The organism is Streptomyces uncialis (genome assembly GCF_036250755.1).
In the GTDB taxonomy this organism is placed as follows: domain Bacteria; phylum Actinomycetota; class Actinomycetes; order Streptomycetales; family Streptomycetaceae; genus Streptomyces; species Streptomyces uncialis.
Genome location: NZ_CP109583.1, coordinates 2,701,848 through 2,715,020 on the forward strand (window position 1 = coordinate 2,701,848; position 13,173 = coordinate 2,715,020).

The following is a 13,173-nucleotide window of genomic DNA, read 5'->3' on the forward strand; positions in this document are numbered from 1 at the left end:
TCCGTGGGCGGCCCGGTCCGCGTACTCCGGTCCGCACGCCAGGACCAGCCGCACCCCGTACCGGTCGAGCCACGCGGCCGTGCGGGCCGTCCACGCCATGGTCCAGTCGTGGAGGCGTCCCGGTGAGCCGTGGGCCCGGCCGTGGCCCATGTCCTCGGGTGCGTCGAGGACCACCACCAGCGGGCGCCCGCCGACCCGGGCGACCTGGGCCAGCCGCGCGGCGGCCGTACGCCACTCCTCGGGTCCGGCGGCGGGGAACGGCGCGGGTGACGGGGAGGGCGGGGACACGGCGGTGCCCCGGGGCGCGCGGCGGTGCAGGACCCGGCCCACCGCGTCGGCCAGCCCCGTGTCGGTGCCGGGGATGTCGCCGCCCCGCAGCCACACGGTGGGGGCGGGCGTACGGCCCCGGGCGCGGCGGGCGGTGTACGCGGCGAGCTCCGTGGTCCGTCCGCTGCCGGGCGGACCGGTGAGGAGGCATACGGCCGCCGGTCCGTCGCCGAAGGCGGTGAGCCGCCGGGCGGGCTCGTCCCGTGTGATGTGGTGCGCGGGCAGCGACGGTGACCGGTCGTGGGCGGCGGTGAGGGCGAGGACGCCCGCGAGGTTGAGGTCGGCGCCGTAGGCGGGGACCGTCGTCGCGTTCACGGCCAGGGCGCGGGCGAGCGGTCCACGGGAGCCGGTACGGAGCGGCACGGCGAGGCCCGCCGCACGGCGCCCCGCGTCCAGGGCGGTGCCGACGACACCGAGGACGGCGCCGGTCGCCGCGTCGATAACGGGTCCGCCCGAGGCGCCCCCGCCGGGGCGCAGCGCGTCGCTGCCCGCGGTACCGACGGCGAGTTCCAGCGCCCCGCCGATCCGGTGCGCGCCCCTGGCCGAGGTGTAGGTGACGGCGGACTCGCCGAGGACCCGGGCCTCCCGCCACCCGGCGGCGGCGATCCGCACATAGCTGCCGGTGGCGACCTGGGGCCGGGTGCTCACCGGAAGGGGCACCAGACCGAGGCCGTGGCTGCGGACCAGGGCGAGTCCGGTGTCGGGGAGCGGGACCACGTCGTCGTCGGCGACGACACAGGTGCGGCCGTCGGCGCCGTGCAGCACGGTCCGGGTGACGGAGTCGACCGTCTCATGGCTGGTGAGGAGGGTGCCGAGGGTGTCGATGGCGAAGCCCGTGCCGCGGGGGCGGCCGGCCAGGTCGCATATCCGCACCATGCTGCCGTCCGGGGGCGCCCAGGCTTCGGCCGCCCCTGCCACGGAACCCGGCCGTACGGGTCGCCTCGTCCCCATCCCGACCTCCCGCCGTGCCCGGGTGCTCCGACGGTAGGCAAGCGGTGATCAACGGGCCAGCGGGCGGTACGAACGCGCCCCCTTCCGCTCCCCCACTCGCTCCGAGCGCCCACCCGTAGGGGCGGGGTACCCGGGGCCGACCCCGTTGTCCCGGGTGCACGTTCCACCCCGTGTCCCTGCGGCACCATCCGCAGCCGGACACCCACCGCAAGGGGCACGATCAAGGGGCGCGGGGAACTGCGCGAAAGACGAGAACAGCCCCGCACCCGGCGAACCACACCGAGCGGCACCGAGCGCCCCGCCCAGGACCGGGGGGAACCGCGCGAGAACCCACGACCCGCACCCGGCGGACAGCACAAGGCAGCACCGGACCGCCCCCGCCCGACGGACCCCGTCAGGCGAAGACCGCGAGGCTCTTCGCCTTGCCCCGATGCTCCTCGACCAGCACGATGAACCGCCCCTCGGCGTCGAAGACGCCCACCGCGCCCCGCCCGGCGTACTCGTCGGGCATGTCCACACGTACCCCGTTGAGGAGCAGCTTGGCGCGCCGGGTGTCGACGTCCCAGCGGGGGAACGCGGCCTCGGCCGCCTCCGCGACGGGCATGACCGTCAGTTCCTGCTGGAGCTGGTCCAGGGTGCGGGCGCCGTCGAGCTTGTACGGTCCGACCCGGGTCCGCCGCAGCGCGGTGAGATGTCCGCCGACGCCGAGCGCGCCGCCGAGGTCACGGGCGAGGGCGCGGATATAGGTGCCGGAGGAGCACACCACCGAGACCACGAGGTCGAGGACGGGCGTACCGTCCTCGGCGACGGCCTCCCGGACGTCATGCACGGCGAACGACTTCACGGTGACCGGGCGGGCCGGGATCTCGAAGTCCTCGCCCTCACGGGCCCGCTTGTAGGACCGCTTGCCGTCGATCTTGATGGCGCTGACCTTGGACGGGATCTGCATGATCTCGCCGGTCAGTACGGCGACCTGCGCGTCGACGGCCTCGCGGGTCACAGCGGCGACGGATGTCGAGGAGGTCAGATCGCCCTCGGCGTCGTCCGTGACGGTGTTCTGGCCGAGGCGGATCGTGCCGAGGTATTCCTTCTCGGTGAGCGCGAGATGCCCGAGGAGCTTGGTCGCGCGTTCGACGCCGAGGACGAGGACCCCTGTGGCCATCGGGTCGAGGGTTCCGGCGTGGCCGATCCGCCGGGTGCGGGCGATGCCCCGCATCTTGGCGACCACGTCGTGCGAAGTGAAGCCCGACGGCTTGTCCACGATGACAAGGCCGTCGGGCGTGGGGTGCGTGCTGGTCATGCCGGGGTGCCGCCGCCGTCCCGGTCACCGGTGCCCGGGGCTCCGGTACCGCCGGTCGCGCCGCCGTCCTCCTGGGCGGGCTCGGCCGCTTCGGCCGCCTCGTCCGTGTCGTCCTCGGGCTTGCGGTAGGGGTCCGCCCCGCCCGCGTAGTCGGCGCCCGCCGAGACCTCGCGGACCTTGGCGTCGGAGGCCCGCGCCCGGTCGAGGAGGTCCTCGATGGCCTTGGAGGTGTCGGGCAGGGCGTCGGCGACGAAGGTGAGGCTCGGGGTGAACTTCACCCCGGCGGCGCGGCCCACCTCGGAACGGAGGACGCCCTTGGCGCTCTCCAGTCCGGCGGCGGCATCGGCCCGCTGCTCGTCGTCCCCGTACACCGTGTAGAAGACGGTCGCCTCCCGCAGATCACCCGTGACCCGGGTGTCGGTGATGGTCACATGCGTGCCCAGCCGGGGGTCCTTGATCCCGCGCTGAAGCTTCTGGGCCACCACCTCCCGGATGAGGTCCGCCAGCCTCTTCGCCCGCGCGTTGTCGGCCACTGGTCCGTCTCCTTCTTCCAGCCTTGCGTGTGCTGCTCGTGCTTCCGATGGTGCTCCGGAGCGGCCGCGGATGCGGCCGGTCCGGTGGTGACGCTGTGGTGGTTCGGCCCGCCGGGGTGCCCGTGGGCGCCTTGGCGGTTGCCGTCCCGCCGACCGTGTCCCGCTCGTCGTCCCTAGTCGTCGTCCCAGTCGCCGTCGTGGTGGAGTCTGCGCCGTACCGACAGCAGTTCCACCTCGGGGCGTGCCGCGACCAGCCGTTCGCAGCGGTCGAGCACGTCCGCCAGATGACCGGTGTCCCCGGAGACCACCGCGAGACCGATCTCGGCCCTGCGGTGGAGGTCCTGGTTCCCGGTCTCCGCGACACTCACCGCGTACTTGCGGTGGAGTTCCGCGACGATCGGCCGGACGAGTGAGCGTTTCTCCTTCAGTGAGTGAACATCACCGAGGAGCAGGTCGAAGGACAGTGTCCCCACATACATGGATGTCCGGATGTCCCGCCGGTTCGGGTTCAAGGACCTGACCGCCCGCGCGGCCGGCCCGACGGCCCCGCCCTTCGAACGGGCGGGGACATCAGAACCGTACACGCAACGGCCGGGGCCGATCGACGGGAATTCCTCCCCGCCGACCGGCCCCGGTCCGGGATGCCGGGCCGCCCGGGGTGAACCGGGCGGCCGCCGGGCGCCTAGGCGCGCGGCTTCTCGCGCATCTCGTACGTCGCGATGACGTCGTCGACCTTGATGTCGTTGAAGTTGCCGAGGTTGATACCGCCCTCGAACCCTTCGCGGATCTCGGTGACATCGTCCTTGAAGCGGCGCAGACCCTCGATGTTGAGGCTCTCCGCGATGACCTTGCCGTCGCGGAGCAGTCGGGCCTTGGTGTTGCGCTTGACCTCGCCGGACCGGATGAGGACACCGGCGATGTTGCCCAGCTTGGACGAGCGGAAGACCTCGCGGATCTCCGCCTTACCCAGCTCGACCTCTTCGAACTCCGGCTTGAGCATGCCCTTGAGGGCCGCTTCGATCTCCTCGATCGCCTGGTAGATGACCGAGTAGTACCGGACGTCCACACCTTCGCGCTCGGCCATCTGCTGCGCACGCCCAGCGGCGCGCACGTTGAAGCCGATCACGATGGCGTCGGAGCCCATCGCCAGGTCGATGTCCGACTCCGTGACCGCACCGACGCCGCGGTGCAGGACCCGGATGTCGACCTCTTCACCGACGTCGAGCTGGAGCAGCGAGGACTCAAGAGCCTCGACCGAACCGGACGCGTCGCCCTTGATGATGAGGTTGAGCTGCTGGATCTCGCCCGCCTTGAGCACCTTGTCGAGGTCCTCGAGGGAGACACGGCGAACGCGCTTGGCGAAGGCCGCGTTGCGCTCGCGCGCCGCACGCTTCTCCGCGATCTGACGCGCCGTACGGTCCTCGTCGACAACGATGAAGTTGTCGCCGGCGCCCGGGACGTTGGTCAGACCCAGGACCTGGACCGGGGTGGACGGACCGGCCTCGTGGAGCGTGTTGCCCTGGTCGTCGTGCATGGCGCGCACACGGCCGTAGGCGTCGCCGACGACCATCGTGTCGCCGACCCGCAGGGTGCCTCGCTGGACGAGGACGGTCGCGGTGGCGCCACGGCCGCGGTCGAGGCGGGCCTCGATCGCGATGCCCTGCGCGTCCTGCTCCGGGTTGGCCCGCAGGTCGAGCGAGGCGTCCGCGGTCAGGACGACGGCCTCCAGGAGGCCGTCGATGTTCAGGCCCTGCTTGGCGGAGATGTCGACGAACATGGTGTCGCCGCCGTACTCCTCGGCCACCAGCCCGAACTCGGTGAGCTGACCGCGCACCTTGGTCGGGTCGGCACCCTCGACGTCGATCTTGTTGACCGCGACCACGATCGGCACCTCGGCCGCCTTGGCGTGGTTCAGCGCCTCGATCGTCTGGGGCATCACACCGTCGTTGGCCGCCACCACGAGGATCGCGATGTCGGTCGACTTGGCACCACGGGCTCGCATGGCGGTGAACGCCTCGTGACCCGGGGTGTCGATGAAGGTGATGCGGCGGTCGTCGCCGTTGACCTCGGTGGCGACCTGGTAGGCACCGATGTGCTGGGTGATGCCACCCGCCTCGCCCGCGATGACGTTCGTCTTGCGGATGGCGTCGAGCAGTCGGGTCTTACCGTGGTCGACGTGACCCATGACGGTCACGACCGGCGGACGCGAGACGAGGTTCTCCTCGCCGCCCTCGTCCTCGCCGAACTCCAGGTCGAAGGACTCCAGGAGCTCGCGGTCCTCCTCCTCCGGGCTGACGATCTGAACCGTGTAGTTCATCTCTTCGGCCAGCATGACCAGCGTGTCGTCGGACACGGACTGGGTCGCGGTGACCATCTCGCCGATGTTCATCATGACCGCGACGAGCGACGCCGGGTTGGCGTTGATCTTCTCGGCGAAGTCGGTGAGCGAGGCACCACGCGACAGACGAATGGCTTCGCCGTTGCCGCGGGGCAGCATCACGCCGCCGACCGACGGGGCCTGCATGGCCTCGTACTCCTGGCGCCTCTGCCGCTTCGACTTGCGACCGCGACGCGCGGGACCGCCGGGACGCCCGAAGGCACCCTGCGTGCCACCACGGCCACCGGGGCCACCGGGACGGCCGCCGAAGCCGGGACGGCCACCGCCGCCACCGAAGCCGCCGCCGCCACCGCCGCCGCCGGGGCGACCGGCGAAGCCGCCGCCACCACCGGGACGGGCACCGCCGCCACCGCCGCCGGGACGACCGGCGAAGCCCGGACGACCGCCGCCACCGGCACCGCCGGGACGGGCGCCGCCCGCACCGCCGGGACCACGGCCACCGCCGGGGCCACCACCGGGACGCGGGCCGGCAGCGGGACGCTGCGGCATCATGCCCGGGTTGGGACGGTTACCGCCGGGGCCGCCGCCGGGGCGGGGCGCCTGCGGACGGGGCATCCCACCGGGGGTGGGACGTGCGCCACCGGGACCGGACTGCGGACGGGGACCGCCCTGTCCGGCGCCCTGGGGGCGCGGCGCACCGGGGGCACCGGGGCCACCGGGACGGGGGGCGCCGCCCGGACGGGGCGTCTGCGGACGCGCCATTCCGGTGGAGCCGCCCGAGGTGAAGGGATTGTTGCCCGGACGCGGGCCCGCGGGGCGGGCACCGGGACGCGCGGCCTGACCACCGGGGCGCGAGGCACCGGGACGGTCGGGACGGTCGCCACGGCCCTGGCCGCCCTGGCCGCCACCCTGACCGGACTGGCCGGGACGGGCGGGACGCGGGGCGCCGGGGCGCGGGGCGTCACCGGGGCGGTTGCCGCCGGGACGGGCGCCGGAGCCGCTGGGGGCACCGGAACCGCTGGGCGCGCTGGGGGCACCGGAGGGAGCCGCGGGCGCCGACGGCGGCGCGGTGAACTCCGGAACCGTGGGCGCGGGCGACGCGGGGGCCGCCGGGGCGGGCCGCGGGGCCGGCTTGGGACCCGGCCGCGGACCTGCCGACGGCGCGGACGCCGCGGCGGGACGCTCCGCCTCGGGGGCCTTGGGGGCCGCCGGGGCGGGGGGCCGCGGGGCGGCCGGACGGGCCGCCTGCGCGGGGCTCGGGGCCGCCGCGCCGGGGGTCGCCGAAGGCGCCGACGGCATCGGGGGCCGCGGCGCTGCCTTCCTGGGTGCCCCGGGCTTGGCGCCGGACCTGCCGGAGCCGCTGCCCTGCTGGAAAGCGTCAGTCAGTTTACGTACCACAGGCGCCTCGATCGTCGAGGACGCCGAACGGACGAATTCACCGAGTTCCTGGAGCTTGGCCATGACGACCTTGCTCTCCACACCGAACTCCTTGGCGAGTTCGTATACCCGGACCTTAGCCACTTCGCTCCTTTGAGGTCCGGGTTACGCCGGACCGTCGCTACTTCATGGGCGTACTCATCGCGTACTCATCGAGTGCTCATCGCAATCTCGACCTACTTCCGACTCGCGAGGTACTGGGCCGTGCGGGGATTCACACGGCACCTCTTCATCACTGTTCTTACGGGGTTTCGCCTGCGACCACCTGGGTCAGCGCCTGGGTGTCGAGCTGTCCCCGGGCTCGGAAGGCCCGAACGAAAGCCCGACGGCGCACCGCCAGGTCGAGACAGACCGGGACGGGATGTACGTACGCACCCCGGCCGGGCAGCATACCGCGAAGATCGGGGACGCATGCGTCCCCCTTCTGCACGATGCGCAGCAGTTCGCTCTTGGCCGCTCGCTCCCGGCACCCCACACAGGTGCGCTCAGGGCATGCGCGGGCATGCGTCCGGCCAGACACGTTCTAGTCTACCTCCCCGTACGGACCCCACTTCTTCCGGGCGGGGTCCGGCCATCCGACGGTCCTTCTCAGCGGTGCTCCGGGCGCCCCTCGCGGGGCGCCCGCCGGCCGGATCAGTCCCGGTCGGACGACTGCTCCGGCTGCTCGGTGTCGGGTCGGATGTCGATGCGCCAGCCCGTGAGCCGGGCGGCGAGGCGGGCGTTCTGGCCCTCCTTGCCGATGGCCAGGGAGAGCTGGTAGTCGGGGACGATGACCCGCGCGGAGCGGGCCGCGAAGTCCACCACCTCGACCTTGGACACCCGCGCCGGGGACAGCGCGTTGGCGACCATGTCGGCCGGGTCGTCCGACCAGTCGACGATGTCGATCTTCTCGCCGTTCAGTTCGGCCATCACATTGCGCACCCGGCCGCCCATCGGGCCGATGCAGGCGCCCTTGGCGTTCAGTCCGGCGCGGGTGGAGCGCACCGCGATCTTCGTACGGTGTCCGGCCTCGCGGGCGATCGCGGAGATCTCGACGGAACCGTCGGCGATCTCCGGGACCTCCAGCGCGAACAGCTTCTTGACCAGATTCGGATGCGTGCGCGAGAGGGTGACGGAGGGACCCCGTACGCCCTTCGCCACCCGTACGACGTACGAGCGCAGCCGCATCCCGTGCTGGTACTCCTCGCCGGGGACCTGCTCCTGCACCGGGAGGATGGCCTCCAGCCTGCCGATGTCCACGAGGACGTTCCTCGGGTCACGGCCCTGCTGGACCACGCCCGTGACGATGTCTCCCTCACGGCCGGCGTACTCGCCGAGGGTCGCGTCGTCCTCGGCGTCCCGCAGCCGCTGGAGGATCACCTGCTTGGCGGTGGTGGCGGCGATCCGGCCGAAGTCCGACGGGGTGTCGTCGAACTCGCGCGCCTCCTGCCCCTCCTCCAGGTCCTCGGGGTCCTCCTTCGCCCAGACGGTCACATGACCCGTCTCGCGGTTGAGTTCCACGCGCGCGTGGCGGCGGCTTCCCTCGGTGCGGTGGTAGGCGATGAGGAGGGCCGATTCGATCGCTTCGACCAGCAGTGAGAAGGAGATCTCCTTCTCCCGCACCAGTCCCCGCAGGGCACTCATGTCGATGTCCACGACTACGCCTCCTCCGCTTCCGTCATGCTGCTGTCGCTGTCGTTGCCGTCATCGCTGACGTTGCTGTCTTTGTCGTGCTGCTTGCGGTTGAACTCGATCTCGACGCGCGCCTTGGCGATCTCGTCGAAGGCCAGCCTGCGGGCGGTGGGCTTGCGGCCCTTCACCCCGGGGATCTCCAGATCCAGGCCGTCGTCGTCGACCGTGATGATCCGGGCGGTCAGCTCGCCGCCCTCGGTGAGCTGGAACCTGGCCAGCCGGCCGACGGCGCGTACGTAGTGCCGGTGCTCGGTGAGCGGCCGGTCGGCGCCCGGGGAGGTGACCTCAAGGACGTACTCCCCCGCGCCCATGGCGTCGGTCGCGTCGAGCTTGTCCGAGATCGCCCGGCTCAGCTCCGCGCAGGTGTCCAGCTGAACACCCTCGTCCGAGTCCACCACGATACGCAGCACACGCCGCTTGCCCGCCGGGGTCACGGTGATCTCTTCGAGATCGAGCTCCTGGGCGGTCACGAGCGGTTCGAGTAGTTCTCGCAGCCTCTCGCTTGGGGTGGTGCTCATCCGGGTGACTCCTCGGCCGCGTGTGCTGTTGTGGAAGGTCCTGTGTCCGCTCAAAGGGTATCCGCTCCGGGAGGGTGTTGCCGTCCGCGGTGGGCCGCCGCCAGGTACGGTGATCAAGGGCGTACCGCCCCTCCCCGCCGCCTTGAGTCCCGGAGGACGTCTGCCGTGCCGTTCCCGCTGCCGACGCGTTCCCGGTCCGGGCCGCGAAGAAGGAGTCTGCTCGCCGGGTTGGCGGGCACCGCGCTGCTCACCGGCTGCACGTCCGGCGACGGCGACGCGGTCTCCGCCACCAGGGCGAGGCAGGCGTCCGCCGCCGAGCGGACCCGGGCCCGGGCGGCCCGGGACAGTGCCGCGCTGGGCGCCCGCTACGACGAGGTGATCGCCGCGCACCCCTCGCTCGCGCGGCGGCTGGGTCCGCTGCGGGCGGAGGTCGCGAGCCACGCGAAGGCGTTCGGGTCCGGCGGGCCGGGCGGCTCGCCCTCCCCCTCGCCCTCCCCCTCGCCCTCCCCCTCGCCCTCCCCCTCGTCGTCCCCTTCATCGTCCGGGGCGCCGTCGGGTGCCGCCTCCGCGGTGCCGGTGCCCGCGGCGCCCAAGGACGCGCTGGCCTCGCTGGCCGCGCGGGAGCGGGAGCTGGCCGACACCCGGACCGTCCAGTCGGTGGACGTGCCCGGGGAACTCGCGCGGCTGCTGGCGTCCGTCGCGGCGTCCGGCGCCGCGCACGCGTATCTGCTGACGGAGGGCGGGAAGTGACCGGCGAGTCAGGCCCCCAGGAGCGGCGTAGCGGCGCCGAACTGACCGCGCTGCACGCGGCGCTGGCCGCCGAGCACGCGGCGGTGTACGGCTACGGCGTCGTCGGCGGCAAGGTCGGGGACGGCGGGGACCCGCAGGTGCGGGCCGCGTACGACGCGCACCGGGCCCGCCGTGACGAGCTGGCGCGCGCGGTGCGCGACCTGGGCGGCACCCCGCGGCCCGCCGCGGCGGCGTACGCGCTGCCGTTCCCGGTCGCGGACCGGGCGGGGGCGCGGCGGCTCGCGGCGCATCTGGAGGACCGGGTCGCCGGGGTGTACGCGGATCTGGTGCGGGCGTCCGAGGGGGCGCGGCGGCGGTCGGCGGCGGGCGCGCTGCGTGAGGCGGCGGTCCGGGCGGCGGGCTGGCGGGGCGGCAGCGTAGCCTTCCCTGGGCTCGCGGAGCGGGCCGCGGGACCGGACGGGTCCGCGGTGCCCCGGGCGTAGGCACTGACGTACATCCGCCGGACGGACGGCGGTGTGCGGACAGGGCGCGGGGACCTCGTACGGTCGCGGTCCCCGTCGGGCGGCGTGTGCCGTCGCGGCAGTCAGGAAGGACACCCCCCACGCATGGTTTTCGAAGCGCCGGAGCGCCTGGTCCGGGCGCTCGCCGAGGCACGCGTCCTCGCGCACGGCGGCTCTCCCCCGGCCGGCGACGCGGCTGACGGCGCGGTGGACGACGAGTGGCTGGACGCGTTGCCCGGCCTGTTCGCCGACGCCGTGGCGCGGGCCGGGCTGAGCGTCGAGCGGGTCCGGGTGCCCGGCGGGCGGAGCAGTCTGGTGGCGCTGGTGCGTGACGCGGACGGGACGCCCGCCGCGCTGAAGCTGGCGCCGCCCGGGGCGGGGCCGGAGCGGGAGCGGGCGGCGCTGGAGCACTGGGCGGGGGTCGGGGCGGTACGGACGCTGGCCGGACCGGTGCCGCCGGGCGCGATGCTGCTGGAGCGGCTGAGCCCCGATGTGCCGGTGCGGTCGCTGCCGGAGGCCAAGTCGATGCTGGAGGCCGTCGGGGTGCTGCGGCGGCTGTGGGTCGCGCCGCCCGTGGGGCACGGTTTCGAGACGGTGGCCGGGCTGACCGGGCGGCAGGCCGCGCAGATGCGGGCGGGCGCGGACGCGCAGTCGGCGGATCTGGTGGACGCGGCGCTGGCGGCCCGGGAGGAGCTGCTCGCGGGCCCGCCCGGCGACGAGGTGCTGCTGCACGGGACGTTCCGGCAGAGCAAGGTGCTGGCCGGTGAGCGGACGCCCTGGCTGGCGGTCGGGCCCGATCCGCTGGTCGGGGAGGGCGCGTTCGACCTGGCGCGGCTGGTCCGGGACCGGGTGGAGGACCTGGTGGCGGCCCCGTCCGGGGCGGGTGTCGCACGGCGCCGGGTGCGCAGGCTCGCGGAGGCGCTGGAGCTGGACGCGGAGCGGGTACGGGGCTGGGCGCTGTTCCGGGCGGTGGAGTCCGGGGTGCGGGCGCACCGGGCGGGGCGGACGGCGGACGCGGAGCTGACGCTGGAGTTCGCGACCTGGCTGTAGGGGTCCTGGCCCGTTCGGGAACCGGATACGGGGGTGCCCCGGAGGGGATGCGGGATTCCTCCGGGGCACCGCCGTGTCCGGCGTGGGTCAGGAGCGGGCGGTGAGGCGCGCCACCGCTTCGGCGACGGGCAGTTCCTCGCGCTCGCCGGTGCGGCGGTCCTTCAGCTCCACGACGCCTTCGGCGGTGCGGCGGCCCGCGACGAGGATCGTGGGCACCCCGATCAGCTCGGCGTCGGTGAACTTGACGCCCGGGGAGACCCCGGCGCGGTCGTCGACGATGACACGGACACCGGCGTCGGCCAGCTGCTGGGACACGTCGAGCGCCAGCTCGGTCTGGGCGGCCTTGCCCGCGGCGACCACATGGACATCGGCGGGCGCGATCTCACGCGGCCAGCACAGCCCCTGGTCGTCGGCGGTCTGCTCGGCGAGCGCGGCGACCGCGCGGGACACCCCGATGCCGTAGGAGCCCATCGTCACGCGGACGGGCTTGCCCTGCTGGCCGAGGACGTCGAGCTGGAACGTGTCGGCGTACTTGCGGCCGAGCTGGAAGATGTGGCCGATCTCGATCGCGCGGTCGAGCCTCAGTCCCGTACCGCACTTCGGGCAGGGGTCGCCCGCCTCGACGACGACCACGTCGAGGTGGTCGTCGACGGTGAAGTCACGGCCGGCGACGACGTTGCGGGCGTGGGTGCCGGGCTTGTTGGCGCCGGTGATCCAGGCGGTGCCGGGGGCGATCCGGGGGTCGGCGATGTAGCGGACCTTCTCCAGGCCCTGCGGGCCGACGTAGCCGCGGACGAGGTCGGGGCGGCCCTCGAAGTCCTCGGCGGTGACGAGCTCGACCACGGCCGGGGCGAGGTGCTCACCGAGCTTGCCGAGGTCGACCTCGCGGTCGCCGGGCACCCCGACGGCGACGATCTCGCCGTCGACCTTCACCAGGAGGTTCTTCAGGGTGGCGGAGGCCGGGACGTCCAGGAACTCGGCCAGGGTCTCGATGGTCGGGGTGTCGGGGGTGTCGAGCTCCTCGACGGGTCCGTGCGCGGCGCCGCCGACGGGGGTCAGCGGGAAGGTGACGGCCTCGGTGTTCGCGGCGTAGTCGCAGGCGGGACAGTCCACGAAGGTGTCCTCACCGGCGGCGGCGGGCGCCAGGAACTCCTCGGACGCGGACCCTCCCATGGCACCGGAGACGGCCGAGACGATCCGGTAGTCGAGGCCGAGGCGCCGGAAGATGTTCTGGTACGCCTCGCGGTGCAGCCGGTAGGACTCGGCGAGGCCCTCGTCGGTGGTGTCGAAGGAGTACGAGTCCTTCATCTGGAACTCGCGCCCGCGCAGCACACCGGACCGGGGGCGGGCCTCGTCGCGGTACTTGGTCTGGATCTGGTAGAGCATGACCGGGAGGTCCTTGTAGGACGAGGCCTGGTCCTTCACCACGAGGGTGAAGATCTCCTCGTGGGTGGGGCCGAGCAGGTACTCGCCGCCCTTGCGGTCCTTGAGGCGGAACAGCAGGTCGCCGTACTCCTCCCAGCGCCCGGACGCCTCGTAGGGCTCCTTGGGCAGCAGGGCGGGGAGCAGGACCTCCTGGGCGCCGATGGCGTCCATCTCCTCGCGGACCACGCGGGAGACGTTGTCGAGGACCTTCTTGCCGAGCGGCAGCCAGCTCCAGATGCCGGCCGCGTTGCGGCGGACGTACCCGGCGCGGACCAGGAGCTTGTGGCTGAGCGTCTCGGCGTCCGCCGGGTCGTCGCGCAGTGTCTTGATCATCAGCTTGGACATGCGCTGGACCTGGGCCATGGTGAACTCC

General features: G+C 73.5%; 11 protein-coding genes. 3 read left to right on the plus strand and 8 right to left on the minus strand.

Annotated elements, in window-relative coordinates; genetic code table 11:
• Positions 1-1,672: 1,672 nt before the first annotated feature.
• The 7 genes from truB to rimP form a co-directional block, all read right to left on the minus strand.
• Complete coding sequence (gene truB, locus OG711_RS10925) at positions 1,673-2,578, minus strand: tRNA pseudouridine(55) synthase TruB (RefSeq protein ID WP_329559152.1); 906 nt, start codon at positions 2,576-2,578, stop codon at positions 1,673-1,675.
• Positions 2,575-3,111 carry a 30S ribosome-binding factor RbfA gene (gene rbfA, locus OG711_RS10930; RefSeq protein ID WP_329559153.1) on the minus strand — a complete coding sequence of 179 codons (537 nt, stop codon included), beginning with the start codon at positions 3,109-3,111 and terminating at the stop codon, positions 2,575-2,577. Before rbfA ends, truB begins: the two co-directional genes overlap by 4 nt.
• A gap of 173 nt (positions 3,112-3,284) precedes the next feature.
• Entirely contained in the window at positions 3,285-3,590 is a 306-nt protein-coding gene (locus OG711_RS10935) for a DUF503 domain-containing protein (RefSeq protein ID WP_073793432.1), read from the minus strand.
• Positions 3,591-3,793: 203 nt separating this feature from the next.
• Positions 3,794-6,970 carry a translation initiation factor IF-2 gene (infB, locus tag OG711_RS10940; RefSeq protein ID WP_073793376.1) on the minus strand — a complete coding sequence of 1,059 codons (3,177 nt, stop codon included), beginning with the start codon at positions 6,968-6,970 and terminating at the stop codon, positions 3,794-3,796.
• A 157-nt stretch (positions 6,971-7,127) separates the two neighbouring features.
• Positions 7,128-7,406, minus strand: coding sequence for a YlxR family protein (locus tag OG711_RS10945; protein WP_329559154.1), 279 nt, complete (start codon positions 7,404-7,406; stop codon positions 7,128-7,130).
• 113 nt (positions 7,407-7,519) lie between these two features.
• A complete protein-coding gene (gene nusA, locus OG711_RS10950) occupies positions 7,520-8,521 on the minus strand; it encodes a transcription termination factor NusA (protein ID WP_073793374.1) in 1,002 nt (333 codons plus the stop codon).
• Positions 8,522-8,523: 2 nt separating this feature from the next.
• Positions 8,524-9,075, minus strand: coding sequence for a ribosome maturation factor RimP (rimP, locus tag OG711_RS10955; protein WP_329559155.1), 552 nt, complete (start codon positions 9,073-9,075; stop codon positions 8,524-8,526).
• A 228-nt stretch (positions 9,076-9,303) separates the two neighbouring features.
• Here rimP and OG711_RS10960 point away from each other — a divergent pair, with 228 nt between their 5' ends.
• The 3 genes from OG711_RS10960 (at position 9,304) to OG711_RS10970 (ending at position 11,375) form a co-directional block, all read left to right on the plus strand.
• A complete protein-coding gene (locus OG711_RS10960; protein WP_329559156.1) occupies positions 9,304-9,825 on the plus strand; it encodes a hypothetical protein in 522 nt (173 codons plus the stop codon).
• Positions 9,822-10,307, plus strand: a complete 486-nt coding sequence (locus OG711_RS10965; protein ID WP_329559157.1) for a ferritin-like domain-containing protein — start codon at positions 9,822-9,824, stop codon at positions 10,305-10,307. The genes OG711_RS10960 and OG711_RS10965 overlap by 4 nt, the downstream gene beginning before the upstream one ends.
• A gap of 123 nt (positions 10,308-10,430) precedes the next feature.
• The gene (locus tag OG711_RS10970; RefSeq protein ID WP_329559158.1) at positions 10,431-11,375 is read left to right on the plus strand and encodes an aminoglycoside phosphotransferase family protein; all 945 of its coding nucleotides are present in this window, start codon (positions 10,431-10,433) and stop codon (positions 11,373-11,375) included.
• 87 nt (positions 11,376-11,462) lie between these two features.
• Here OG711_RS10970 and OG711_RS10975 read toward each other — a convergent pair whose 3' ends face one another.
• Positions 11,463-13,163 carry a proline--tRNA ligase gene (locus tag OG711_RS10975; protein WP_329559159.1) on the minus strand — a complete coding sequence of 567 codons (1,701 nt, stop codon included), beginning with the start codon at positions 13,161-13,163 and terminating at the stop codon, positions 11,463-11,465.
• Positions 13,164-13,173 lie beyond the last annotated feature (10 nt).